This window comes from Alteromonas stellipolaris (assembly GCF_001562115.1).
Lineage (GTDB): Bacteria > Pseudomonadota > Gammaproteobacteria > Enterobacterales > Alteromonadaceae > Alteromonas > Alteromonas stellipolaris.
This window is the reverse complement of the sequence record NZ_CP013926.1, coordinates 3966604-3992364: the sequence shown is the minus strand read 5'-3', so window position 1 is coordinate 3992364 and position 25761 is coordinate 3966604. Positions and strand designations below refer to the sequence as shown.

Genomic DNA, 25761 nt, shown 5'->3' with positions numbered 1-25761 from the left:
CTTATTCTTCCGTGTTAATAATAGGGGGTTGAAGCAAAAAGTCTCGTTCCCAAATTGCAGCCATAGAGGCTTGGCTAATATTGCCGCCAGACAGCATAACCAACGCAGTTTGGCCAGGTGGTGTGTTAGCAGCCCATGCCGCAACCGCTGCCATACTCATGGCGCAAGTGGGTTCTATGTGAAGTTTCAATAGGTGCTGCAGCCACTGTGTCCAGTAGGCTATTTGCAATTCGTCCACTTCGTAAAAATCATCAAGTTCTTGTAATAGAGGAAAGGTCACATTGCCCACTGAGGGCGTTGCAGCGCCGTCGGCAAGGGTCACCGGCGGTGCATCAAGGGCAACTATCTCACCTTGCTGCAATGACTGAGAGGCATCGTTGGCGGCAAGTGGTTCAGCCCCAATAACTAACGCATCGGGTTGTAACGCCCGAGCAGTAAGCAAAGTGCCCGATAACAAACCACCACCGCCACAAGGGGCGAATATAGCATCTACTTTACCTGCATCTTCTAGGGCTTCAACGGCAGCAGTACCTTGGCCAGCTACAATATCTGGATGGTTAAACGGCGGTATCCATACCGTACCTGCTTCCTCAGCGGCATTGGCCACGGCAATATCGGCTTCTTGGCGGGTAGCAAAGAGTTTCAACTTTGCTCCATAGCTTTCGGTGGCCGCTGCTTTAATAGGAGAAATGGTTTCGCTAGCGAAAATAGTGGCGGGAATGCCATATTTTGCAGCAGCATAAGCCACAGCCTGGGCATGATTACCTGAACTATTGGCCACCACCTTTTTAGGTAGTTCACCCCGTTCATCTAAGTGCGCCAAGAAATTTAGTGCGCCGCGCAGCTTAAATGCTCCTATGGTTTGAAGGCATTCAGCTTTAAATAAAATACGATGCCCCATCCACTTATTTAACAGGCTCGACTCCATAATAGGTGTGCGCTTAACGTGGTCTTTAATTCTGTCATACGCTTGAGTTATGGCCGAGTAGGAGAGTTCCGTTTCACTAGAGTGCATGAGTAACGCCTTGTATCTGCATTAGAAATACGTTTATTTAAACGCAGTTTATATTTAAGTAAAGTTATACCCTATCATTTAAATGCTAAAAGGCTAATTCATAAAAAATTCATCTTCGCGGTTTATATTCCTACCCTCTCGATGAGAGGTAATCGTAATGCAATCAAGAGTTACCCAGCGAATATACGGGCTGCCCCTAGTGCTGTTCGTGTTTCTATCCCTGCTTTTTGTCGCAGCTGGTGTCTATCTAGACAATGAAGACAAGCGAGTTCGAATTTCGAAAGCCCAATCCGTTGCCGAACAGGTAAAGATTAGCTTAGAAGTATTCTCTACAGAACGTATGCAAGCCGTTCATAATTTAATGCGAAACTGGCCAACCTTTGCGCCCAATCAGGTGGATTGGTTTAATGCGCAAGCGATGTCGTTGATGGGAATGCAGCGCGGGTATAGTTCGCTAACCTTTGCTGATCAAAATGGTGTCATCCAATGGATAGCTACCCCTAGCCATGGAATGAAAACTCGCCTATCAAACGAACTTATCGGCAAGCCACTCGCATCGGTAGGGCTCACTATTCCCACACCTGCTGAGTCGTTGACCAGTACATTGGTTCATTCGTCGGTAACGGGGCATTATCATATTATTGTTGGCCGTACCATTAGCCCTCAAGAACTCAATCACGGGTTCTTACTGGCGGGCTTTGATGCACAAACGATTTTGGGCGTTATGCTTGGCGAGCTAGAAGGTCCTCAGTTTAATTTTGCGCTTCAAGACGCTGGTCGCACCCTATTTAGCAATGGTGAGTTAGTTGATGACGGAACCGTGATTGCGACTGAGCCGTTTCCGTTTATTGGTCGTCAGTTTTCGCTGTCTATGCAGACCGAAGTGGGGCGTTATAGATCTGGTGTATTAGTCGTGGTGATAGGGCTTTTCATGTCGGCGTTGGCCAGTTGGATTTTTCATAAGCAAATGAAAGGTGCGGTGAATCTATCGGCCAGTCAAAAGCGTTACCTTACGGCCAGTGAGGCATCGTTAGATGCGTTAGTCATTTATCGCCCTGCAGGCAATGATTATGAGTTAGTTGAAGCAAACCGCTACAGTCGATTTCTATTTCGTGGGGCATGTTCAGAGTTAAGCACTAAAACACTGAAAGCTCAGTTAACGCTTCTAGGCAAAGCTGACCTCTTTGATAGTGTTGTTGCGGTGGCAATAAACAACAAGCCCTTTGAAGAGTATGTTGCTATCAAAGGGAATAAAATTGCACCTGAATGGTTGAAGGTACAAGTAGTTAAAGCCGGGGACAATATTGCCTTGACCGCAAGGGATGTCACAGAGAGATTTAAGGCTCAGCAAGCTCTTAAACATAGCGAAGAGCGCTATCGCAGGTTGGTAGATGGCATGCACAGGCACTTCGTTTATACCAAAACCGCTGAACATAAGTTTATTTATGTGAGTGCAGGAATTAGTACTATCTTAGGTTTTACTCCAGATAATTTTATCGAAAAACAATCTCGACTTGTCAGAAGAATACCAGATGAGACTTTCGAAATACGAGCGAAATCGGGTCTGGGAGTAAAACCCGCCCCTTATCTGGTTCACTACACCAGTTATGATGGTACCGAGTTGGTACTAGAGTTTTCAGATACCCCTATATTAGATGAATCTGGCGCGCTAATTGCGGTGGAGGGCATAGCCAGGGATGTGACAAAAGAGCAAGAATTACAAGCTGAAGTAGCGTATCAAGCAAATCATGATCAATTGACGGGTCTACTCAACCGCTATGCTTTTGATAAGCAACTACGAGAAATTTTAGAGTCTAATGCCGTCAATACTGTTGATAAAAATGTCGAAATTGTAAGAGATAACGTCACTTCCATATTCCCAGCATCCACGTCGGGTGATACAACTAACCCCGGCGTGATGTGCTTTATCGATATGGACAGATTTAAGTTAGTGAACGACAGTTGTGGGCACCCAGCTGGCGATAAGTTACTTCAGGAAGTGTCTACCATCTTTAAGCGGCATATCAGTGACAAAGACTTACTTGCCCGCATCGGCGGGGATGAGTTTTGTATTATTTATCATCAACAGCCCCTCGATAAGGTAAAAATAAAGCTCGATAAACTGTTAAAGGCTATCTCTACTTATCGGTTTATGTATGGAGATAAGCTATTTTTCGTTGGTGCAAGCATTGGTGTCATTGAAATAACCCCTCAAGAACATAATGCGGCAGAGCTTATAAAGGCAGCTGACAATGCCTGTTATAAGGCCAAGCATTTAGGAAGAAACAGATACTTTGTCTATCACGCTCAAGATGCTCAGCTAGGCATGGATAGCAGCGAAAATGACGTACTACACACCCTGCATAAAGCACTTCAGTTCGATGGTTTTGAATTATATAGCCAAGCCATTATGCCGCTAAATAGCATAGGCGAAGACACTGCCACCGCCCTTGAGCACTATGAAATATTGCTTCGCCTGACGGGAAGCGACGGTAGCCTAATTAGCCCAGGTTTATTTATTCCTCTTGCCGAGCGTCATGGCTTAATGAACAAAGTGGACTATTGGGTAGTAGATAATACGTTAAAGATGTTAGAGGCCAATCCGCTGCACGTAGACAATGTGGCTAAAGTGGCCATTAACTTGTCAGGGATTACCCTTGGTGATGAAATCACCTTGTTGAAAATTACCCAGCGGCTTCAAGGCACCCCAGTACCTTTAGAAAAGATTTGCTTTGAAATCACCGAAACCACCGCGGTCACCAACTTAAGTGCGGCAAAGCATTTTATCTCCACGCTTCGAGCAATAGGCTGTAGCTTTGCCCTCGACGATTTTGGTGCGGGGATGTCGTCTTTCACCTACCTTAAAAACTTGGATGTCGACTACGTCAAAATTGACGGTTCCTTTGTTCGAAATATTGTTCACGATCCAATCGATCATGCTACAGTTACCGCGATAAATAATATTGCTCACAGTATGGGTAAGCAAACGGTGGCGGAGTTTGTGGTAGATACCGCAACGGCAAATGTACTAAAGGTATTACAGGTAGACTACGGTCAAGGTTTTGCCTTAGATAAGCCCCAACCCCTTGCTCATCGCGTACAGTGGCTTACAAAACTCGTGTCTGTTTAGGAGAATAAAATGGGCTTATTTGACACCTTGCTAGGTAACGCTAGTGAAACCAGCGCTGAAGCGGTAAATGAAGAACTCTCACCCATACTGGCTGAAAATGAAACCGTCACCGCGGCATTTAAACTAGTAAGAGATTTAAGTGTATTTACCAATAAGCGTTTGATCCTTATTGATAAGCAAGGATTAACAGGCAGAAAGGTGAACTACCACTCTATTCCTTATAAGTCGATCACGCAGTTTGTGGTAGAAACTGCGGGCCACTTCGATACCGATGCAGAACTAAAAATATGGTTATCAGGTAAAAGTGATGCTATCGAAATTGAGTTAAGTAAAGCGTCGGCGCAAGATGTGCAGAAGAACTTAGCTAATCAGATGTTCGCCTAACGCCATATTTTGTTATTGCCAGCCTAGGTTTAACGGCGGGTTAAAAAAGAATAAGCGAAGTATAAATAAAAACGGCGGTGCTTTTAAAAGCACCGCCGTTTTTTTGTTAAAACCTTTTTTCAAAGCTTAAAAATATAAAACCTTATTGCTCAGGCGTTAAATTTCTATCGAAGAAGTTAGTAATTGTTTTGTACAAATGGATCCCCGTTTGCTTACCACGAATACTGTGCTTCTTACCAGGGTAATCCATGGTTTCAAATGGAATTGCCAAATCCTGAAGATGTTTGTATAGCATGGTAGAGTGGGTGAACAACACGTTGTCGTCAGCCATTCCGTGATAAATAAGCAAGTCACCCTTTAAGTCTTTTGCGTATGGGAATACGGAAGAGGCGGTGTACGCATCGTCATCGGTTTTAGGGTTACCCATATAGCGTTCGGTGTAATGGGTGTCGTATAAGCGCCAGTCGGTAACTGGTGCGCCAGACACACCTGCTTGGAAGTAATCACCGGCTTTAAACATGGTCATTAGCGTCATATAACCACCATAACTGTGGCCATGAACACCAATACGCTTAGCATCTACGTACGGTAGGGTACGTAAAAACTCAACACCTGCTACTTGGTCGTCAACTTCAATAAAGCCCATTTTCTTGTAGATAGGATCTTCAAATGCTTTACCACGGTAGTTAGAGCCACGGTTATCAAGGGTAAACACCACATAGCCCTTATCTACCCAATGCTGCATCAGTAACCCACGGTTACCTGCCCAGCTATTCGTCACAACTTGCGCGTGTGGACCACCGTAAAGATACACAATAACAGGGTGTTTCTTTTCAAGGTTTTCAGGTTTGTAAATACGGTACTTTAAGGTTGCGCCATCTTTGGTGGTAATGTCACCAAATTCAGGTTTAGTCCACGTGTCCATATAGGGATGTAGCGGGTGGCCTTCTTCAACTTTGTTTTCTTCAAGCCATGTAATACGCTTGCCAGAAGCATCATTTAAATTCACTTGGGCAGGTGAATTAATGGTAGAGAAGCGGTCGATAAAGATAGAAGCATCTTTACTGAACGATACACTGTGATAAGCGCCTTCATTGGTAATACGTGAAATATCACCACCGTCTAATGACACTGAATAGGCGTGACTTTCAAGCGGTGTGTCTTTACGACCTGCGAAGTAAATTCGGTTGCTCTTAGCATCAACCGCCTCAATGTTATCAACCACCCAGTCGCCTTGAGTTAGCTGACGTACTAACTTACCGCTGTTCTCGTAAAGGTAAAGGTGCTTGAAGCCATCTCGCTCAGAAGCCCAGATAAACTGGTCTGAGTCAGACAAAAAGTACAAATCGTTATGCAAGTTAACCCACGTATTACTGGTTTCGCTTAACAACACGTCCTGCTTTTCTGTTGGAACGTTATACGCTCTAAGCTCAAGCGTTTGTTGATCGCGAGTCTGCCACTGATACGTGAAGGTTTCACTGTTAGGCATCCACTTACCGCGGGCAAGGTAAATGTCTTTGTCTTCGCCTAAATCTACCCATCTACGTGCACCGTTATTGATGTTTTGAATAGCCAGTTCAACAAGTACATTGTTGGTGCCTGCTTTCGGGTATTTTTGTTCAATGGTTTTAATGTCGTCGGCATAAATTTCAGAACGAGAAATAACATCTACAGGGCTTTCATCTACTTTGGTAAATGCAATAAAGCTTTCATCTGGCGACCACCAGTAACCTGTCATTCTGCCCATTTCTTCTTGGGCAACGAATTCGGCCATTCCAAATTTAATGTTACCGCCGCCTTCTTTTGTGATGGCGGTTTCTTTGCCCGACTCAATATGTTTTACAAACAAGTTTTGGTCGCGAATGAAAGAAATGTAATTTCCTTTAGGAGAAAGCTTAATATCAGTTTCGAATACGTCAGTATCAAGAAGTTGCTTTGCCCCTTTTTCACCGAGTTTGTGGTAATAAACATCACCACCTAGCGGGAAAAGGAGGGCCTTACCGTCTGCAGACCATTGATAGCTTACAATACCACTACCCGACAGACGCATACGTTCGCGACGGGCTTTTTCTTCGTCACTTAACACTTCTTCGCCACTTTGAAGGTCATTTGAATCGAACAATAGGCGGGTTTCGCCACTGTCTATATGGTATTCCCATAAATCGAGACGTTCATAATCGGTCTGTTTTCCTTTTAAGAACGTAACTCTTTCTCCATCTGGAGAAACTTTAAGTGCGCGAGGCGCATTGCCATCAAGGGAAGGAGAAGCGAAAATACGCTCAATATCGAGCGGTTCGGCCTGTACAGCTGTAGAGAGCATAGCGGCTCCTATTAAAAGGGCTTTTTTCATTTTTATCTGCATATTTTTAACTGTCGAATGGTTGATTGTAGAGAAACTGTCTTAGGATACAAGGTACTAAGTATGAAAACCGCAATGGTGCTAGGAGCGACCGGATTAGTGGGACGAACGTTGGTAAATATACTTTTACAGGACCGTCGCTACAGCGAAGTGACCTGTTTGGTTAGAAAACCGCTGCAGTCTAGTCAATTTTCCGATCCATATAATAGGTTAAAACCCGTGGTTATCGATTTTGATAACCTGCAGGACTACCAAGGGTATTTTGGTGTTGATCACGTGTATTGCTGTTTAGGTACCACACTTAAACAAGCCGGCTCTAAATCGGCGTTCAGACGCGTTGACTTCGAATACGTGCATATTGCCGCGCAACTAACCCGTGCCCAGCGAACCGGTAGCTTTGTGTGGATCTCATCGGTAGGGGCAGATGCAAAAAGCAGTAATTTTTATTTGCGGGTGAAAGGTGAGTTAGAAAACGCGATAATGCGTATGCCTCAGCTTCCTCATGCGGCGGCAGTTCGTCCTTCACTTCTGTTAGGCACGCGAAGCGAATCTCGCACTCTAGAAGATGTGGCACAAAAAACTGCACCAGTTTGGAAAATGTTGATGCAAGGACCGTTAAAGAAATATCGCCCAGTACATGCTGTCGATGTAGCAAGAAACATGATGACAAGGCAAAAGTGGTAGGGCAGAGCGCAGCGCCTTAAACAGCCAAAACCAAAACCAAAACCAAAAATCAGAAATATAAAGAGAACCACCATGTTTCGCTGTAAGCAATTCGTTGTTAATCAAACCAATTGTGCCATGAAGGTAAATACTGACAGTATTATTTTAGGCAGTTGGGCTAAGCCCAATCAAGGTGTCCATATTCTTGATATCGGCACTGGCACGGGTATTCTCGCGCTAATGATGGCGCAACAGTCTATCCCATCGGCTAAAATTACCGCTATCGATATTGATAAAGGAGCTGCATTACAAGCAAGCGCTAACGTTGCTGCTTCGCCTTGGCCAACAAAAATAACAGTGCAGCATACCAAGTTGTCCGACTTAGCCGCAGATAACGCTTTCGATCTTATCGTGTCTAATCCGCCCTATTTCGAACAGGTTAAAGGCGATAGCCACGCCTACCAATCACAAAGCGAAATAAGAGAACATGCTAGGCAAACTGTTTCACTCACTCCAGTAAATCTTCTTTCATTTGTTGCTGAAACACTTACCCGTACTGGTGAATTCTATTGCCTTTATCCTTTTGCCAGAGAGAACGAAATTATAGACATGGCTGCTGAATTAGGTTTATTCACGAATCGTATATTGAGAGTACAGCACGATGACCAGCGCGGCCCTTATGTAACGGTATTTTGTATGAGCAAGCAACAGAACCAAAACCAGAACCATAAACACAGAGACATAGAACACCTGGCGATTAGAGATGAAGCCGGAGACTATTCATGTGATTTCAAAGCGCTTTGCCGCGAATTTTATTTACGCTTTTAACAAAGGTAGTTTGGCATGTTGATTGTAGCTGAAGCGTTCGGTGCCATTGCCGTCGTACTTAATTTTATTGGTTATAGGCAAAATAGTGTAGAGCGCTATTTGTTTATATCTGCCTTTGCTTTGCTGAGCTTAAGCGTGCACTTTTTTATGCTTGATGCCATGGCTGCCGGCGTGGGTACTTGCTTAGCGGGGTTACGTAACTTTATTGCTATTAAAAATCGTAGCCGATGGGTACTGTTTATTTTCGTGGCCGCCAATATCCTCTTCATGCTGTATGAGTGGTTTATTCTGCACCATGACTGGAACATATTTATTGCCTATGCCTCATCGCTTATCTTTACGATAGGCTCAATTGTGTTAAGAGAGGCAGATAAAATAAGGCGTTATTTCTTGCTCGCAGAAACATTAGGGCTCATGTACGCCCTATCAGTAGGCAGTATTTTTGGTACTGTTTTTAATATCAGTAACTTATTCAGCATCGTGACAAAGATGATTAGTGATAAAAAGAAGGTAAACCATTAGTCTAAAGTGGCTGCGCGAGGTTTTTAAAAAACCTTTTAAAACATTGCTTTATGCTTTCTACTTTATGCTAATAAGCCAAAGTTGAATTTAATCACACCACTTCAATGGGTATAAAGAATCATCTGAGGGTATCAGGCCTCAGATTTTTACCTTGCAAGAGTATTTGTAAACTCTTCCGTAGTCTGAGAAGTGGTGTATTTTATGAATGTAGTGAACTTGCACGCTCATCGAGTGACATCGCTTGCCGATAGTCATATTGATGAAGCAGCCGAGCCCTGTGCGAAGCTGATTGGTGGTCAATCTAAAGAAGAGACCGAACAACTTTGGAAAAAACGTCTTAACTTATATGTTAATGCAGAAAAAAAGTTGTTAAAAATTAAACGACTGCGTAAAGTAACAGGAGTTGTTACCTTAGCTTGTATGGGAGCATTATTTTTCTCTTTGTACATGGCCCCTATTCTTACTCCTTTCGTATTTTTCAGTATGGTGGTGGTAATGGCACTGGGCGTGGCAACGTATCCTGCTTGGTTTTTATTGGGCCGTAGTAGCCAGAAAACTCGCGATAGCATTTCTCGAATGTTTTACCAGAGTAACCACGAACTCGAAATTGCAGACGGTAAGGTTACGTTAATTAATAGAGCGAGCTATGCTAACGTGACTCACGTTAATATTTTGGATAGTAACCTTGGGCAATTCGTTAACTAATAAGCATCACACTCGTTATCTTCTAATTGCCCTATTTATTGTCTCAACGCTCCTAGGATTACTGCTTCTTGCCCCTATGGACGCAGCAGGCCAACTAATCTCTTCTTCTGTTATTCTGGTTATCATTTCAATATGTAGCCGTGAAGCAAATTTCGCACAACGATTTCAATATTTCTTTAGAACACTCGCGCTGGTACTCGGCGTCGCTATTACTTTGCGCTATTTATTCTGGCGGGGCTTGTACACGCTTTCAGCCACTGACGTGTTTTCATTTATTGCGATATGGCTTCTATTTCTAGCTGAAATTTATGCTGGAATTACCTCGATACTGGGGTGTATTGTAAATGTATTCCCACTTAGTCGACCTCAGCTTTCTCTTGACGATATAGATAGAACACAGTTGCCCACTGTAGATGTCATGATCCCCACGTACAACGAATCACAAGACATTCTAGAAATAACTATTCGGGCAGCCAAAGTGATGGATTATCCAGCTGACAAGGTCAGTATTCACCTGTTAGATGACGGCGGTACTGACCAAAAAATTAACCAAGCAGACCCACAAAAAGCGCAAGTAGCAGTGGAGCGACGTGCAGAATTAAAGGCGCTTTGTGAAAGGTTGGGGGTAACCTACCATACTCGTGCGCAGAACCTTTACGCGAAAGCGGGCAACGTAAACAGCGCCATTAATAATACCTTTGGTGAGCTCATTGTTATCTTAGATGCGGACCACGTCCCCACTAGCGACTTTTTAAGCCGAACCGTGCCTTGGATGGTTAAAAAAGAAAAAGTGTTCTTGGTACAAACCCCTCACTTTATGGCTAACCCAGACCCCGTCGAACGAAACTATTTCTCGGCGTTTACCCGCATGCCCTCTGAAAATGACATGTTTTACGGCACTATCCAAAAAGGCTTAGATTACTGGTCTAGTTCGTTTTTTTGTGGGTCGGCTGCGCTAATGCGCCGAGCACATTTAGAATTGGTAGGGGGCATTTCGGGAGAATCTATCACTGAAGACGCAGAAACAGCGCTAGATTTACATAAAATGGGCTATGAATCAGTGTATGTTGACCGACCAATGGTAAGCGGATTAGCGCCGGAAACCTTTGATGCCTTTATCCAGCAACGTATGCGCTGGGCACAGGGTATGACCCAAATTTTATTGCTGAAAAAACCCTACAACGCGAAAGGCTTGTCTTGGTATCAACGGGTTGGTTACATGAGCTCTATTATGTTTTGGCTGTTTCCCTTCGCACGGGTTATCTTTCTGCTAATGCCGCTGGGTTATCTGGTGTTTGGGCTACAGGTTTACCATGCCTCAATGATGGAAATTTTGGCGTTTACCATGCCACACGTTATCGCAACCTACATGATTTCCACTATGCTGTTTGGGCGAACCCGCTGGCCGCTGGTCTCTGAGTTGTACGAAATACTGCAATGTGCGTTTACACTGATGGCGCTCATCAAAGTATTTTTAAAGCCTCGCGCGCCCTCATTTGTGGTTACTCCCAAAGGGGAGAGTTTAGATAAAAACTTTGTTTCGCCACTTTCTAGCGTGTTTTACTGGGTAACCGCATTACTTTCGTTTGCCATGATTATCGGCATTTATAAATTCATTAATGAGCCGCTTACCCGAGAGCTTACACTCGTTGTATTACTGTGGAATGGTTTTAATTTATTGCTGTTGTTCAGCGCTATGAGCGTATTGCTTGAGCGTAAACAACTTCGAAGCCAATCGCGACTACCCGCCACTGATAACGTTGTGATTAGTACGCACGAAGGACAAGCCTGGGTAGGGGAGTTAAACGACATGTCTTCTAGTGGGGTAAAAATACAGATTAGAGGGGATTTACCGATGATTCCTTCTAATGTGGTATTAACGTCCTGGGCAGAGGCATTAAAAGCTAATGTGGATTTACATCTTAAAGTGGTTGAATTCGATAGTAATAAGAAGACCTTACGTGCAACGTTTAATCCACAAAGCGACGTGGAACGAAATAACGTTGTGGCCTATTGTTTATGTGACAGTAGGCGTTGGCAATCATTTCAACGACGCCGAACTCGTCCAATATCATACTGGTTTGGTATGCGACATGTTTTAAATGTAGGGCTAGGTCCTATATTTGCTCATCTGTTTTTTTTACTAAAGAAACTTCTTCTACGATTAAAATTGCGTACTGGGGTATTGAAGGAATAATAATGATAAAACCTTACTTCTTACTGATGTTTAGCTTGTTTTTCTCTGCAAGCATTATGGCTGAAACACAAACATTTCGACTTAGTGATTTTTATGCTGGTGACAGTATTGCGCGCTTAGAAGGGAAGTCTAGTAGCGTGGATATTGCAATACCGCTAAGTGCTATTAGTGACATATCGAAAGCCTCGCTCAAATTAGAAATTGTGAGTTCACAAGCGCTAATAGAGAAACGTTCACAAATGTATGTGCGATTTAACAATGCCACCATCGGGCAGATAGCCTATGTCCCAAATCAACCCAATATTATCTCTACAATTGATATTCCTTCTCAGCTTTGGCGCGAAGGCTTTAACAATTTAACGTTGGCGGTCAGCCAGCACTACGCGATGCAATGCGTCAATGGTAATGCGCCGGAACTATGGAGCGAGGTGAACCTTTACACTTCTTCGCTCACAGTAGACGCCGATATAGATGTGGATGATTTTGGCATTAAAGATTTATCCGGATTCTTCAGTGCAGGCATTGGCGGGCAGCGTAGTGTTCAGTTACTCAGTGCTGAAGATGCCGATAGCGAAACTGTCGAAAAAGCGTTGCCCCTAATAGCGCAAGGGCTGGCACTCAGAAACCAATATCAACCTCTTGGTGTCATGCATACGCACATTCCCCAAGGATATGTTTTACCTAAAGTGACTCAAGAAGAAGAGGGATTTTGGAGTGAAAATAGAATAGATGCATATGAAAAAACAGCGTGGTATTTAGATGAAGCCAAGACGCGAGAGATTCATGTTCTGGTAGGGAATAAACAAGCATTGTCGCCAGTGCTATCTGACGCGGTGGTAAATGAAATTAACGGCCCTTTCCTAAAAGTGCAACGCACCGAAGCGTTTGTCGCTGTTGATAAAACCTGGGTGCCAGCAGCATATCGACTTATTGTCAGCGGAAATAATAATGATGAGGTTTTAGACGCAGCAAAAGCCTTGTCAGTAATGGACGATGTATTAAACCCTGGAGCTCGCACTATCGTGCGTTCTCAGACGCAAATGGACGCAACTAGGTTACAGCAAACTGCTGCATTACAACCAGGTGAAAGTTACACCTTCAGCGATTTAGGGGTATCAAGCGATCAATTTGTTGATGAGGGGCGCTTTGAGAAAAATGTCACAATGAAGCTACCCGCTGATTTCTTTGTACCTGAAAATGCCAGCGTAGAGTTTCTTCTCGATTTTGGTTATGGGGCTGGCGTTGGCCCTGGTTCTTCAATGAACGTTAATGTGAATGGCGAACTCGTTCATGGCTTGTATCTTGGCGACGTGAATGGTGAATCTTTTAGAGATTATCAACTGAAGATCCCAGCACGTTTTTTTAAAGGTGGAACCAACAACGTCAGCTTTATTGTTACTATGCGGCCTCCTGTTTCTGGACTCGCATGTAACGAAGTGCAAGGCTCTCATCTGTTGTTCCAGTTTAACAACAGCTCTAGCATACAACTTCCCCAAGCAGGTCATGTTGCTGTGCAGCCCGATTTAGGTTTGTTTGGTGATACGGGGTATCCGTTAGCACGCTTTAATTCAGCACCTAAAAGCCAAATATTCATACCGTCTAACGACTATTTAAACAGTGCGCTAACCCTTGCTGGTAAGCTTGCTCAAGTTGCAAAAATTCCCTTGTTGAACCTTTCAATTACTAAAGATGCAAGTGAAGGTGAGGGGTCGTTAATTGTATTAGGAAGCCCAGAAACACTAAACAGCCTTGAGCAAGATAGTTTTGTTACTTCCATTGGAAATACCAAGCGTTGGCCCTACCGTGCACAAAATATGTTGTACAACCGTGTGAGGGATTTCAGCAACGATAAATCATATCGCCAAATGCTTACCGAAGGCACTACAGTACAGGAAAGTGATTTGGGTGATAATGCGGTGTTTGTGGCACAGCGTCACCCCAGTGGCACAAATTCCGACACCCTGTTTTTATTGGTTGCACAAACACCTGAAAAATTGGCCGCCAGAGTGGATGACCTAATTAGCTTGTCTTTGTGGGGACAAATGGCTGGCGACTTCTTCGTTTGGAACGACAACGAATCACCATTGCTGGTTATGCAGGTTAACGATAAATATGAAGTGGGTGAGCCAGATGATGTTTTACTTACCCTTCGCTTGTGGTTGTCTAATAATCCTTGGTATTGGTTGGTCACCTTCATGGTACTAGTATTTTTCGTTAGCTTATTTATTTACTTGTTGCTACGACGCCGCAATAAAAGAGCACAAGATTCATGGTAGAGGGTAGCAGGGGCATGCGGTTCATTCGACTCGTCGGCCTGTTTGGGCTGCTAAGTATTTTGGTATCGTGTAGCAATCCTAAAGAGCGTGAAATACAAGAAGCATTTCAAGCTTATAAAGCCTTGTTTATCGACAATGGTCGTGTCATCGATACGGGTAATGGCGATGTGTCGCATAGTGAGGGGCAAGGTTATGGTCTGTTGTTCGCCGTTGCTGCAAACGATAGGACTGCGTTTGATGGTATCTGGACGTGGACTCACACTGTACTTCAGCGAGACGATAAGCTATTTCATTGGCGCTACCGCCCTTGTGAAAGTAAAAATAAGCAATGTATAGACGACCCTAACAACGCCTCAGATGGCGACATACTTATTGCTTGGGCACTATTGCGTGCAGCTAATAAGTGGGGAGACAAAAGCTATCGGCGTGATGCTCAAGCCATCATAACGGCAATAGAAGAAAAGCTGTTTATTGAAACCGAAGAGTACCTAGTGCTGTTGCCAGGAGAATTCGGTTTTAAGAGTGATGAGAATAGTGATGAGGGCATACAAGTCAATTTGTCTTATTGGGTGTTTCCTGCCATTGATGCGATTGCTGAGATTTCGTCTAAGGCGCTTCGCTGGAAAGCATTACACAGTAGTGGTACTGCGTTTATTTACAAGGCGCGCTTTTCTGAACACAAACTGCCGCCTGACTGGTTAAGAGTGAACGACGGAGAGTTGTCTTTAACCAATACGGTGTCTCAGGAATATGGCTTTAATGCCTGCCGTATACCGCTTCACCTAGCATGGGCAGATATTGATGATGCGGCATTTTATTCTGATTTTAAACGCTGGTGGGATATAGAAAACACACCCGCTACCGTCAATTTAGTCACGAACGACATGGCTGAATATTCGATGACACCAGGGATGAAAGCGGTTGAGTCTGCGGTAAAACATATTATTGACGATAGCCCACTGTCACTTCCATTGATTGACAGAAATATGGATTATTATTCAGCGAGTTTGACCTTGCTTTCTATGGTTGCTGTTATGGATGCCAAGTCTTAATGCCTTCACTACTTTATTGCGAAAAGCGCCCATCAAAACTTTTTTTAGCCATGTTGTCGGCCAGTATGGTGGGAACGATGTTAGGCGGCTCCCAAGTCAGTGCCCAAGTCTCAACTACGTATAAAGAGCAACAAGATAAGCAAGGACAATTAACGCAATATGGCAAACCTGATGTAACGGGGTTGTGGTATCACATTAATCAAAAACAGACACAACTAGCAAACCAAGAATTAGGCCGGCTTAAAAGCGCGTTTCCGCAATGGATAGTACCTAGCGACATTGAAACGGCATTGTATCAATTGAACAATCCTTCCAAGCCCTCTGATGTTGTTACAAATCAGACTGTTTCAAATCAGAAAGCTTTAAATCAGGCTGCTTCGAATTCGGGGTCATCAAAAACGCCACCGCAAAACAGGGTGGCGAAAGACGCACCACTGCAAATATTTGCGCAAAAAACCTCCGCGCAACGTGTACTCATTAGCGTAGGTGAGTTTACGCAGCTATCAACGTTAGCTGACAACTTAGCCCGTTACGATTATCACATGTTATTGGGGTGGACTGCCCTAGACAAAAGCCTGCTAAGCGATGCTCAGTATCATTTTGAGCGTGCTGAAGCCTTACATGAAACTGTAGTGCAGAAAAAAGGCGTAGTTGATGGCATGCGTGCCATTGTGAATGCACGTATTCAAATTGCTCTGGGCAACAGCGCTAGCAATGCAAACATAAAAGACAGCATTACCAAAGACAGTATTACCAAAGCCAGCATTACCAGAGAAAGCGCAGCGCAACTCAAGTCGATGTTGTTGGGTGCTAATGGCCAGCAGGTGAGTGAAACGCTACTGGGCGAAGCCTGGAAACATTATGACGCCGAGCGCTATCACGCGGCTTATGATTTATTTGTACTGTTAGATAATCATGAAGGCGTGTGGCTGAGTCTGCGGGGGCAAGGGGAGAATGCAAAGGCGGGGGCTTATGCGTGTGAAAAAGCAAACTCGCAAAAATTTCTCAACCACTGCGCTGATTTTTTAGCTTCCGAGCAGGCCGAATATTACAACAACGGGCAATTCCAGCGCAGTGTAGATGCTGGATTAGCATTGCGAGATATTCGGCGTTTAAGCCCTGATGAGCAGGCGCTGTTGGGCTGGAGTGCGTCACAAGCAAGTATTAGCCTTACCGATGAAAATGCTCAAATTGCCAGAGATGCTTTTTCTGCTGCTCTTGCATCACAACGAACAGCAGGTGAGGCGAGTAACATCGATATCGCCAATGCGCTTATAGGGTTAGAAAGTGCCGAGGGGCGTGCTGCATTAGCTGAAAAATACCCTTCGGTTGCACATATACTGCAGCAACAAGACGCGGCGAGTGCATGGCCAAGAAAACAATTTATCTTATCTTATAATCTTGAAGATGCTAGAGCGATAACATCGCAAACTAAAGATGCTCATACTGTGGTTGCAGGCTTAACTACGCGGTCTCGAAGTGGTGATGAGGGACTGGGTAATTTTGATGTGTTCACGAGTTATATTGGTGTTGGCGGTATGATAGACAGTTGGCAATGGCAGGTAGCACTCGATTATCAACAGTTGTATAGCGGTAAGCCTGCAACGAATAGTTGGTTTGCTGATGGGCAAGCTTCAGATGACTTTGCAGGTATTGCTGGTTTTGAAGATAAAGGACTGCGTGCAGAAGTCACGTATCAACAATCCGCTTTCAATTTTTACGCTAACCTAGAGTATGAATTACTTGACCAGCCTGTGGACGCAGAGCTAACAGGCCAACTTTCTGCAACGTGGTTTTTACCTGAAGTCACGTTGGCGACAACACTATTTCATTTACCTAAAACCGATAGCCTATTAAGTCAGGCCGGTACCTTTAATAGCGAACAAACCGAACGGTGGGGCTATGTTATTGCAGACGGCATTTCGGTGTTAGCTGCACACAGCTTCAAACCACAGTGGTCGGTTGCGGGCACATTAACATGGGCAAGTTTAAGTGGCGATGGGGTTGCCGATAATAAATACTTATCTCTTCGTACGGATATAAACTTTAACCTTGCACCAAAAATATCGACTACGTTGGATTATTGGCGCGTAGGGCCTTTTTTCAGTTATTTAGGCTACGATGAAAATCTAAGCGGTTTTACTTACGGGCATGGTGGGTATTTCAGCCCAAATTATATGTTAAGTATTGGCGGTTATTCCGAACTGCTGACGATGGAAGCGCACCGCTGGCAATTTAAATTAAGTACCTCATTAGGACTGTCTAGATTAGCAGAGCCTAGCGATCCTAGGTTTCCTCTATTAACGGCTAATGATACGAGCAATTCGTTATCAAGCTTAAACCTGCCTTATAGTCGTAGCACGGGATTAAGCGGTAATATGATGTTTGAAGGCCAATATAGAATATCTGACAAATGGATAGTAGCAGGTTACGTTGGTAAAGCCTTTGCGGTGGAGTATCAGGCCTTTGAGGCGGGGATACAAATACGTTGGCGACCAGGAAAAGGCGAAGGCGTAACCAGTGACGAGCTAATGCGCTCGTCACCGCGGTTATCAGGCTTTGCGCTTTAGCTTATTACGAATAAACACTACCGCGAATGCAGGAAGCATAAGAAGTATTGAGCCCGGCGCAGATACTTGCGTTACGCCGAAACTATAATTATTGACTTGCCCAGTGGGCGCTAAATATTCAACGCCATTATCACTGGTTAGGTAAACTTCTGGGGTAAACACGCTACTCGCAATAAGGTTCCCATCAATATGGCCGTTGTAGAAAGCAATATCGGCATAAGGCGCTAATATACTTCCCTTAACCCCAATTGACTGAATAGTCACGCTGGTAGCATCCACAAAGTTAAATAGGATATTGTTGGTGTAGGTGCCGTCGTGGCGGTAATCTGCATTTTGGTCGTTATCTTTATACTGCCCAGCAAACGCAGTATTGAAAAAACCGGTATTAAATAAGTCAACCGCATCACCCGTTACGTTGATGATGTTGTAGCTAGTGGTTGAGAAGTCGTAAGTAATACTCTTGTTCGCCACAGATAACCAATCGGCATCGATGTCGTAAATATTGATACTGTCGTCACCAGAAAACACGATACCATCTACGTCACTGCTATCTGCGCAGCTTGTATCGCCTTGGCAATAAAAGGTAGTACTGCCGTTTGCTGTCATATCAGCGAATTCTAACGACTGTGCTTTGATTTCAGACTCTATAGCTTCAAAGTCGATATTATCTATCGCCGAAGATGTGACAGTGTCTGCAATGACGCCGTCACTGGCTGTAGAGTTCATATCTAGGACAACCGCGCCACCAGCAGTAATGCTGCCATTGGTAACTTCAGAGCTTACTAGAGCAACACTATTAACTGCACTGATATCACCGTTTTCTACGCTAGTATTAGTTAGCTGTACACTGCCTGCATTGATATCGCCGTTACTGATTTGTGCATTAGCTGAGGTAAAAACACCCCCCACATTAACATCGCCGCTTAAAACCGTACTTTCGGTAATAGTGGCATTGTCAGCTGCATTAACGGCGCCTTCAAACTCAACATTGTTAGCCACAATATTGCCACTAACGGTGGTTTGGCCGTTACGAATTTTTCCGTTTGTATAGACGATATCGCCACCCACAAACAATGAGCTTGTGGTTAAATCTGGGGAAAGTTGTAGGCCTACATCAAAATCGTTCACGACTAGGCTACCACCAACAGCAAGGCTACCCTCTACGTCGGAGTAGTAACCGGTATAGTCTTCGAAGATGAATGCATTGTAGTCGAATGCTTCGCTCAAGGTAATTTGAGCGGCATGACCAATACCTTGTGCACTAACCGCCAAGGTTAGCGCGCCAAAGGAACTGGCGAGTTTCGTTGAAATTGTGTGTTTACGTATAGTTGACATATTTTGCTCCAGTGAAATCAGCAACTGGAATCAATTTTCAACATGGATTTCCAGGCACACCGAATGGTACGATCAGAACAAAATGTGCGCATCACCACAAGAGATACTTTCGTATAGGTATAGATACGAAAAAGCCGCCCTTCAGGCGGCTTTTTTAAACTTTCGAAAGAACTAGCCTTTCTTAACCAGTACCGAAACTTTAGCGATACCAGCTACTTTAACTTGGTTCATTACTTCTACCACTGTACCGTGTTCAGTATCTTCATCAGCTTGGATAGCTGCTGAATCAGTGTTGTTTTCCGCTAAATAAGTTTGCGTGTTTGCTACAACACGGCGGATATCAACTTCACGGCCACCCATCATGATAGTGCCATCGGCAGCTATACGAATAGATAGGGCTTTTGAAGGCTGATCATTTTTAGACTGATTGTCTTCTGGGCGGTTTGTATCTAACCCTTTTTCTTTCACGAACGAGGTCGTTACGATGAAGAAAATCAACATGATGAACACGATGTCCAACATGGGGGTCATATCAATCTGAGCCTCGTCTTCGGCCGAGGTATGCTTTTTTCTTTTCATCTCGTCTTCTTTTTTCTGTTACGTTCGAGCGCATTAGTATACTGCCTGTAACAAAAATAAACAGGGTTTTGTACAAAACAGCGTGCTCGTTAACACTTGTTGCTGAAAAATTGCTCAGTTTCCATCGTAAAACAACAAACTTAAGATTGTTTGTGGGAAATGGCGACGCCTAATTGGTAAAAATACAACATCAACGACTCATTGAGCGCTATACGCAAATTACCATGAGGATAAATGCCAAGTCTAGCCTCTGTTGATCTTTTTGTGCCTTGAACCAAGAATGCGTTTTTGATCAAATGGTCTTGAATGCAGGCCTCAAAGGCTCTGGCGGCCATTTCTTGTGGCATTGCGTAATAATAGATTTTTAATGCGCGATCCGCCTCTACAGATCGTACAAAATAATCGTTAGGCCGATTATTGTTGTCTAAAAACAACGAAGAGAAGCATTTACTCAGTTTTTCATTGAGTGGGTGGGGGTTAAGCTGAGCATTATCTAACCAAGCTTGCGAGGCAAAGCTGCCAGCTCCTACATCGGCAAACATTTTGGGCGCGATATAATGATCAAACGCATGAAACCACTCATGGGCTAATGCCCCTGCACCGGCATTCTTGGCTAATGCAAGTTGTCTTCGTGCACTATTATAATGGGCACTCGCGCCTTTTTGACCGCCACTGCCAAAAGCTAACGACAATGTGCCGTTTAAAGACAGCACTTGTTCGTTAACGTTTAAAATGGTGGCTAGATCATACAAGGCGTCGAAGAATAGATTCGCCGCTATTTGCTGTTCATCAGCAGTTACCCATTTTCCAATGGTGATACTCGAAAAATTAAACAGTTTGCGAATATCTTGGAAAGTGACATCGGCACCATCTCTATGGCTAGGACCATTACGATAGAAGTCTTGATGTATGCGCCCTTGGGTCACAGCTAACCCGCTAACGATATAAGCAGTTGTTCACACCATGCAGCAATACGTTCATCTGATTTGTCGTACTGGTTTTCGTCATCCAGCGAGAGCCCTAAAAACTGTGACTTGTCTTCAGTCAATGCTTTGGATGCTGTGAACTCATAGCCCTCATTGGGCCAATAACCAATGATAGTGCAGTTGGATGGGGCGATAGCATCGTGCAGCATGCCCAAGGCGTCTTGAAACCAATCAGCATAACCAAGTTGGTCGCCCATGCCATACAAAGCCACGGTTTTACCTTCCAAATTAAGCTGGTGGGCTTCTTCCCAGTGAGATTCCCAGTCTTCTTGCAGTTCACCAAAGTCCCAGGTAGAAATACCAAAGATAATAACGTCGTAGTCGGCGGTTCTAGCCAAACTCACATCTTTAATGTTGTGAACATCTACAATGTCTTCGTCGAATAAGCTGTTCAATTGTGCCTGAATTTTTTCCGCTGCCATTTCCGTATAACAGGTTGTTGAACCGTAGAACAAGCCAATCGACAGCGCATTATCACTCATGAAAACCTCTTTCGTACAAACTAATCATCTTTTAAGGGCGGGAATTCTACCTCTTTACCGTTGCTCAACAAAGCTTTGCAGCCAACAACTGTACTATTTTGTGAAATTTGTAATATACCGATGGCGCAGCCGTTATAAAGCTCACCGTATCCTGATGAGGGTTCTCTGGCGGTGACCGACATATTTCTGCGGCGTGTAAACACGTTAAGCACAGATTTTGGCCCGTAGAAAACGCGGTTGAGCCTATCTAACCAGCGAATTAAGCCATCGGGAAAGGCGTTCTTTAATCCGCTACAAGTAAACTGGGTAATGTGAGGGCTATTGCGACGAAAGCGCAATCGTACATCGTATACAAACGAGTAGTGAACATCACCGGACAAGATTATAAATTCAGGGGGCGTTTTGTAATGTCGAAAAATGTTCAACATGACATTCGCCGTGCCTTTGTGCGCCATCCAGTTCTCGGCATCCACAGTAAGTGCTTTGCCAAAAAAGGTGAAAATCTTTTGAATAGCTTCAATAAATTTAACCCCATAAATAGGGGCCGCCGACACCACTATTACGGCATCCTTTCCAATAATATTGTGCTGAAAGTCGCATAAGGCTTCCCAGTCCATCAAGCCCGACGGCTTTTTCATACTTGATTCAGAGCGCCAGCGACGGGTTCGGGTATCTAACACCTCAATAGGTGGCGTAGTGTCTAATCGGTAATTCCAATGTTCAAAGTCTAGCAATTGGTCGATGAGTTCATCTTGTTTCACCATGCCACTTTCGGTAAAGGTTTCACCGGCTTTAGCTATTAAAGGCGCGCACTTTTGCGGCGCATTGCCCCATCCTTGGCAAAGTAGATAACCGGTAAGGGCGTTACCAATCATACGTTTAGAAAAAGGATTTCCATAAACTTCTTGTTCCCAACCTCGTGTAAGATTCCAGTCGTCGGTCACATCATGATCGTCAAAAATCATATAAACGGGAATATGCGCCAATGCCCTTCGAACTTTTGGCAACTTACTTACAAACCCTTCAATGGCACTTTGTTCTTTCTCAAAGGTGTCTTTGTGTTGCGCGGCTATATCATTGACATGAAATGTCACGTTTCGCCATAGGGCAGGGGACCACACCAAGAAATACATAGCCATCACTTCTGCGCAGCTTATTAAGTGATTTTGCGCATTTACCGAAGTGAATATGGGTTTTCTTTTGGCACCAAAGAAGAGTGATGAAAGGGCGGTGTTTGTTTCTGTTTGAGGCAGTAACTGCTCTCGTTCATAAAAACCATGGGGGTGAGTAGGCAACTCTGCTGAGTTATCTAATACCGCGCCATCAAGAGGCTCTTCGAAAAGCCCAAGTAAGGCAATAGTTTGGTGAATGGCTTGCAGAGTAGGGCCGGCGACATCATCGGTGTAAACCTGATCTCCTGTCATCATAAGCACATCAGGGCGAGGGCTGTTTGAAGCAATGGCGCTATCGAGCAAATTATCGACTTGGGCGAGGGCGTCATCACTATCAAAATGAGGCTTTCGACATGAGCCATGCAGTATGGTTTCTGGCTTGTTGGTCCAGCAAAAGCTTAAAGAAGTTTGATTGGCATAAAGTAAGTCTGCTTGCTCTTGTTGCCACTTTTCTTGGTACTCAGTCGCTGCAAAGTTGAGTTGGTAGTAAATAGGTATATTGGCAGTAAAGCTTTCATCTACAGTGGCAGACAATAAATGAATGAATGCATGCTCACCTACTTGCACACAAGTGCTCGTCACCTCTGCGGTGAGCTGCAACTCATGTTGGGTAAGCGTAAATGTAGGGGCTGTAGCCTCAGAGGTTACTAGCCAGATATGACACGCACTTTGTGTGACTCGCCTAACAATTGGGCCTGCAATCACCGCAGGAATATACTGCATAGAAATAATATGCTCCTACCAAAAGCAATAAGAAGAAAAATGTACCTTACTCTTTTTTGGCTTTAAACGGTATGGTAGATATACTCGCTTACATTTTTTACCCTGATGGGCTTAACTCGTGACGGTTTGCGCCCATAAATTTGCCTTTGCCCAACGGCTAAAACTCCAGGCGGTATGTTGATAATAAGTTAGCGCTTACGGCTTATGCTAGGCGTGTGATAAATGGGCGTCTTAATGTTAAAGGAAGTGAATATCATGTTGAAAAATTGGCCGGTTGCCGCGTGTGTTGTCGTAGCGTTAAGTAGTGTTATGGCAGGCTGTAGCGAGAGCAAAGATGCCGCATTTAGCGAAGACGCACCTAGTGCCACAACTAGCTCGGTCTTAACCTCTGTTGGGCGTTGGATATCCACTGATACTAGCGATGTAATGCAAGACCCTCAAACCTCAGGGCTAATCGAAATTAATGGACAGTTAGTCACCATTGCAGATGGTAGTGCCGCGTTCGAGCAGCAAAGAAAACTGCATTTTCTTGATAAAGATACGGCAACACTGACTGCCTCAAGTAATGCGTTTAAACTTGCCACAAGAGTGCGCCGAAGTTGTTTTAGTGACTATTTAACCAATGCACCAGATTTAGAAGCGCTAGCAAGCGACCCAAGTAACTCGAATGTGATTTATACCGTAACCGAAGATGCCACCCGCACGGGGACTCTCTCTACCCGCTGCGAAAAGAAATATCAAAACACGGGCTCAACCGATTATCCCACCTTGTTGGTTCGATTAGAGCGGGATGAAAATGATAGCGTCACCATGACCCATGTTCGTCCTTTGCAGTTTCCTACCGAATTTGAAGTGGGTAACTTTCCCAACGACGGTATTGAGGGCATGGCCATGTCAAAAGATGGCACCTTATACTTAGGTCTTGAGAAAGACAAAGCGGGGCAGCCCCGTATTTTCTCGTTAAACATTACAGATGACTTTTGGCAAAGTGCGGACTTCGCTGTGGTAGATGAACCTGATTTATCTGTTCCTATTTTTGATGCGGGTAGCCACCCTATTAATGGCTTAGCACTTTATAGTGCAGAGGGCGGTAATAACTTCTTACTGGCCGCGGCCCGAAATGATAACGAGGTCTGGGTTATTGATGTTGCTGGTAAGGTTGAAACAAAACGTATCTCTATGCAGTTTAATGTAAGTGCGGACAATGAGTGTGGCGAATATGTAATGGATAACGCCTCAATTGAAGGACTGGCAGTAGTAGAAGATACCTTGTGGCTAATTAACGATCCTTGGAAAGTAAACTACTTGAAGAACATCAAATGTGAAGCAGAGACACCACGTTACGAAGCCATGGCACCTTTGTTGTTCTCGGTACCTTTAAATGACGCATGGTTTCAGTAGCGATAAGCGTCAGTAATACTTAGCTTCAGTAGCCATGAACTCCAAAAACACTGAGTTGCAATAGCGCTGGGCTTCAATGCAGGGGCTATCAATAGAAATAAAAAATGCGGTTACAGGTTTTAATCTGTAACCGCATTTTTGTTTGGCTGTTCAAGGCGAGCAAGCCAAGCTAATTCTATTGTGACAGCTTATGCTTGCGTGCGTAAACGTGAAGCAAATGTCTTTTTAAACTTCGCTAGTTTAGGCGCAACCACCATTGAACAGTATTGGTTCTGCGGATTATTTTTAAAGTAATCTTGGTGGTAGTCTTCAGCCTGATGGTAGTTATCAATTGGCACAACTTCGGTGACAACCGGATTAGGCCAAATCTCTTCTGACGTGATCTCTGCAATAATAGTTTCAGCAGCGTCTTTTTGCGCGTCGTCATGATAGAAAATAGCACTGCGGTATTGGGTACCCACATCATTGCCTTGTCGGTTCAACTGAGTAGGATCGTGCAATGCAAAGAATATCTCTAATATTTCTCGATAACTGATGTTATCTGCATCATAAGTCACCTGAACCACTTCAGCGTGACCAGTACCGCCACCACAAACCGATTCATAGGTTGGTGAGGCATCTTCGCCGCCTGCATACCCAGATACTGCCTTTTCAACACCTTCAACAGTATTAAATGCTGACTCTATACACCAAAAACACCCGCCTGCTAGGGTGGCTACTTTTAAATTTGCCATTGTGATACCTCAGAAAAAACTTATGACATCAGTGTGGGTGTGAGCGAGGTTAAACTCAAGTCATCCAAGTGCATTTTTTTAGCGTATAAAAGCATAATAAATAAAAAGCCCAACCCATATACAACCCAAAACATAGAAAGTACAAAAACTTAGAAAGCTACCGCCATGTCAGAGGTGACTACATTGATAATTTTTTACGATGGCTACTGCCCCTTGTGTAAAACAGAAATGCGCCATTTACGAAAACGGGATAAACACGGCGCATTAACCCTTGTAGATATTCAAACACCAGAGTTTGCTGCTCAATACCCTGAGTTAGATTGGCATGCGCTGAATGCCAGAATTCACGGGTTATTACCCGATGGCACACTTATTACCGGGCTAGATGTAACCCACCAAGCTTGGAAAGCCGTGGGTGTGGGGTGGCTATACGCCCCTTTGCGCTGGCCTGTTATTCGAATTGTTGCCGATTGGTGTTACCTCAAATTCGCCAAACACCGCTATACCATTTCGTATTTACTGACCGGTAAAAAACGTACCTGTGACCGCTGCGTACCTGGCGACATTCAACAGGAATCACCCAGTGATGCGAATGCTGTGCATAATAAAATCACAGCTGGGGCAAAAAATACTGCGAGTATCGAAAGC

At 44.1% G+C, this 25761-nt stretch carries 19 protein-coding genes and 1 pseudogene; 12 read left to right on the top strand and 8 right to left on the bottom strand.

What is annotated here, in order from left to right:
* Position 1: 1 nt before the first annotated feature.
* The gene (locus tag AVL57_RS16890) at positions 2–1015 is read right to left on the bottom strand and encodes a serine/threonine dehydratase (protein ID WP_057789326.1); all 1014 of its coding nucleotides are present in this window, start codon (positions 1013–1015) and stop codon (positions 2–4) included.
* A gap of 157 nt (positions 1016–1172) precedes the next feature.
* On the opposite strand from AVL57_RS16890, the gene AVL57_RS16885 reads away from it, so the two are divergent.
* The gene (locus tag AVL57_RS16885) at positions 1173–4145 is read left to right on the top strand and encodes a putative bifunctional diguanylate cyclase/phosphodiesterase (protein ID WP_057789328.1); all 2973 of its coding nucleotides are present in this window, start codon (positions 1173–1175) and stop codon (positions 4143–4145) included.
* Between the two features lie 9 nt (positions 4146–4154).
* Positions 4155–4529 (top strand): PH domain-containing protein, encoded by a 375-nt coding sequence (locus tag AVL57_RS16880; RefSeq protein ID WP_013782610.1) that lies wholly within the window; start codon positions 4155–4157, stop codon positions 4527–4529.
* A gap of 142 nt (positions 4530–4671) precedes the next feature.
* Here AVL57_RS16880 and AVL57_RS16875 read toward each other — a convergent pair whose 3' ends face one another.
* Complete coding sequence (locus AVL57_RS16875) at positions 4672–6879, bottom strand: S9 family peptidase (protein ID WP_057789333.1); 2208 nt, start codon at positions 6877–6879, stop codon at positions 4672–4674.
* Positions 6880–6951: 72 nt separating this feature from the next.
* Here AVL57_RS16875 and AVL57_RS16870 point away from each other — a divergent pair, with 72 nt between their 5' ends.
* From AVL57_RS16870 to AVL57_RS16835, 8 genes are all read left to right on the top strand, one after another.
* Positions 6952–7572, top strand: coding sequence for an NAD(P)H-binding protein (locus tag AVL57_RS16870; protein ID WP_057789339.1), 621 nt, complete (start codon positions 6952–6954; stop codon positions 7570–7572).
* Positions 7573–7644: 72 nt separating this feature from the next.
* Positions 7645–8379, top strand: coding sequence for a tRNA1(Val) (adenine(37)-N6)-methyltransferase (locus AVL57_RS16865; RefSeq protein WP_057789341.1), 735 nt, complete (start codon positions 7645–7647; stop codon positions 8377–8379).
* A gap of 15 nt (positions 8380–8394) precedes the next feature.
* Positions 8395–8901 carry a YgjV family protein gene (locus AVL57_RS16860; protein WP_057789342.1) on the top strand — a complete coding sequence of 169 codons (507 nt, stop codon included), beginning with the start codon at positions 8395–8397 and terminating at the stop codon, positions 8899–8901.
* 201 nt (positions 8902–9102) lie between these two features.
* Positions 9103–9606, top strand: coding sequence for a hypothetical protein (locus AVL57_RS16855; protein ID WP_057789344.1), 504 nt, complete (start codon positions 9103–9105; stop codon positions 9604–9606).
* Positions 9587–11803, top strand: a complete 2217-nt coding sequence (bcsA, locus tag AVL57_RS16850; RefSeq protein WP_057789346.1) for a UDP-forming cellulose synthase catalytic subunit — start codon at positions 9587–9589, stop codon at positions 11801–11803. The genes AVL57_RS16855 and bcsA overlap by 20 nt, the downstream gene beginning before the upstream one ends.
* Positions 11804–11805: 2 nt before the next feature.
* The gene (locus tag AVL57_RS16845; protein ID WP_057789349.1) at positions 11806–14079 is read left to right on the top strand and encodes a cellulose biosynthesis cyclic di-GMP-binding regulatory protein BcsB; all 2274 of its coding nucleotides are present in this window, start codon (positions 11806–11808) and stop codon (positions 14077–14079) included.
* A 14-nt stretch (positions 14080–14093) separates the two neighbouring features.
* Positions 14094–15131 carry a family 8 glycosyl hydrolase gene (locus AVL57_RS16840; protein WP_063457261.1) on the top strand — a complete coding sequence of 346 codons (1038 nt, stop codon included), beginning with the start codon at positions 14094–14096 and terminating at the stop codon, positions 15129–15131.
* A complete protein-coding gene (locus AVL57_RS16835; RefSeq protein ID WP_057789353.1) occupies positions 15131–17701 on the top strand; it encodes a cellulose synthase subunit BcsC-related outer membrane protein in 2571 nt (856 codons plus the stop codon). The genes AVL57_RS16840 and AVL57_RS16835 overlap by 1 nt, the downstream gene beginning before the upstream one ends.
* Here the strand turns inward: AVL57_RS16835 and AVL57_RS16830 are convergent.
* The 5 genes from AVL57_RS16830 to AVL57_RS16810 all read right to left on the bottom strand — a co-directional run bounded on the left by AVL57_RS16830 (position 17684) and on the right by AVL57_RS16810 (position 22978).
* On the bottom strand, positions 17684–19036 hold the full coding sequence (locus tag AVL57_RS16830) for a choice-of-anchor A family protein (RefSeq protein WP_057789355.1): 1353 nt from the start codon (positions 19034–19036) through the stop codon (positions 17684–17686). The two genes, AVL57_RS16835 and AVL57_RS16830, sit on opposite strands and share 18 nt — an antisense overlap.
* A 171-nt stretch (positions 19037–19207) precedes the next feature.
* Positions 19208–19615 carry an ExbD/TolR family protein gene (locus tag AVL57_RS16825; protein ID WP_057789357.1) on the bottom strand — a complete coding sequence of 136 codons (408 nt, stop codon included), beginning with the start codon at positions 19613–19615 and terminating at the stop codon, positions 19208–19210.
* Positions 19616–19755: 140 nt separating this feature from the next.
* The gene (locus tag AVL57_RS16820; protein WP_057789359.1) at positions 19756–20541 is read right to left on the bottom strand and encodes a CLCA_X family protein; all 786 of its coding nucleotides are present in this window, start codon (positions 20539–20541) and stop codon (positions 19756–19758) included.
* Positions 20542–20543: 2 nt separating this feature from the next.
* On the bottom strand, positions 20544–21083 hold the full coding sequence (gene fldB, locus AVL57_RS16815; protein WP_057789361.1) for a flavodoxin FldB: 540 nt from the start codon (positions 21081–21083) through the stop codon (positions 20544–20546).
* 20 nt (positions 21084–21103) lie between these two features.
* Positions 21104–22978, bottom strand: coding sequence for a metallophosphoesterase family protein (locus AVL57_RS16810; protein ID WP_231751135.1), 1875 nt, complete (start codon positions 22976–22978; stop codon positions 21104–21106).
* Between the two features lie 255 nt (positions 22979–23233).
* On the opposite strand from AVL57_RS16810, the gene AVL57_RS16805 reads away from it, so the two are divergent.
* A complete protein-coding gene (locus tag AVL57_RS16805) occupies positions 23234–24379 on the top strand; it encodes a YjiK family protein (RefSeq protein ID WP_057795892.1) in 1146 nt (381 codons plus the stop codon).
* A gap of 188 nt (positions 24380–24567) precedes the next feature.
* Here AVL57_RS16805 and msrA read toward each other — a convergent pair whose 3' ends face one another.
* Positions 24568–25113 carry a peptide-methionine (S)-S-oxide reductase MsrA gene (gene msrA, locus AVL57_RS16800; RefSeq protein ID WP_057789365.1) on the bottom strand — a complete coding sequence of 182 codons (546 nt, stop codon included), beginning with the start codon at positions 25111–25113 and terminating at the stop codon, positions 24568–24570.
* A gap of 183 nt (positions 25114–25296) precedes the next feature.
* On the opposite strand from msrA, the pseudogene AVL57_RS16795 reads away from it, so the two are divergent.
* Positions 25297–25689: pseudogene (locus tag AVL57_RS16795) on the top strand (thiol-disulfide oxidoreductase DCC family protein); the annotation flags it as partial.
* Positions 25690–25761 lie beyond the last annotated feature (72 nt).

Bases quoted from the DNA above. Each gene is read 5' to 3' on its own strand.
- AVL57_RS16890 (WP_057789326.1), bottom strand. From the start codon at position 1,015: ATGCACTCTAGTGAAACGGAACTCTCCTACTCGGCCATAACTCAAGCG.
- AVL57_RS16885 (WP_057789328.1), top strand. From the start codon at position 1,173: ATGCAATCAAGAGTTACCCAGCGAATATACGGGCTGCCCCTAGTGCTG.
- AVL57_RS16880 (WP_013782610.1), top strand. From the start codon at position 4,155: ATGGGCTTATTTGACACCTTGCTAGGTAACGCTAGTGAAACCAGCGCT.
- AVL57_RS16875 (WP_057789333.1), bottom strand. From the start codon at position 6,879: ATGAAAAAAGCCCTTTTAATAGGAGCCGCTATGCTCTCTACAGCTGTA.
- AVL57_RS16870 (WP_057789339.1), top strand. From the start codon at position 6,952: ATGAAAACCGCAATGGTGCTAGGAGCGACCGGATTAGTGGGACGAACG.
- AVL57_RS16865 (WP_057789341.1), top strand. From the start codon at position 7,645: ATGTTTCGCTGTAAGCAATTCGTTGTTAATCAAACCAATTGTGCCATG.
- AVL57_RS16860 (WP_057789342.1), top strand. From the start codon at position 8,395: ATGTTGATTGTAGCTGAAGCGTTCGGTGCCATTGCCGTCGTACTTAAT.
- AVL57_RS16855 (WP_057789344.1), top strand. From the start codon at position 9,103: ATGAATGTAGTGAACTTGCACGCTCATCGAGTGACATCGCTTGCCGAT.
- AVL57_RS16845 (WP_057789349.1), top strand. From the start codon at position 11,806: ATGATAAAACCTTACTTCTTACTGATGTTTAGCTTGTTTTTCTCTGCA.
- AVL57_RS16840 (WP_063457261.1), top strand. From the start codon at position 14,094: ATGCGGTTCATTCGACTCGTCGGCCTGTTTGGGCTGCTAAGTATTTTG.
- AVL57_RS16835 (WP_057789353.1), top strand. From the start codon at position 15,131: ATGCCTTCACTACTTTATTGCGAAAAGCGCCCATCAAAACTTTTTTTA.
- AVL57_RS16830 (WP_057789355.1), bottom strand. From the start codon at position 19,036: ATGTCAACTATACGTAAACACACAATTTCAACGAAACTCGCCAGTTCC.
- AVL57_RS16825 (WP_057789357.1), bottom strand. From the start codon at position 19,615: ATGAAAAGAAAAAAGCATACCTCGGCCGAAGACGAGGCTCAGATTGAT.
- fldB (WP_057789361.1), bottom strand. From the start codon at position 21,083: ATGAGTGATAATGCGCTGTCGATTGGCTTGTTCTACGGTTCAACAACC.
- AVL57_RS16810 (WP_231751135.1), bottom strand. From the start codon at position 22,978: ATGCAGTATATTCCTGCGGTGATTGCAGGCCCAATTGTTAGGCGAGTC.
- AVL57_RS16805 (WP_057795892.1), top strand. From the start codon at position 23,234: ATGTTGAAAAATTGGCCGGTTGCCGCGTGTGTTGTCGTAGCGTTAAGT.
- msrA (WP_057789365.1), bottom strand. From the start codon at position 25,113: ATGGCAAATTTAAAAGTAGCCACCCTAGCAGGCGGGTGTTTTTGGTGT.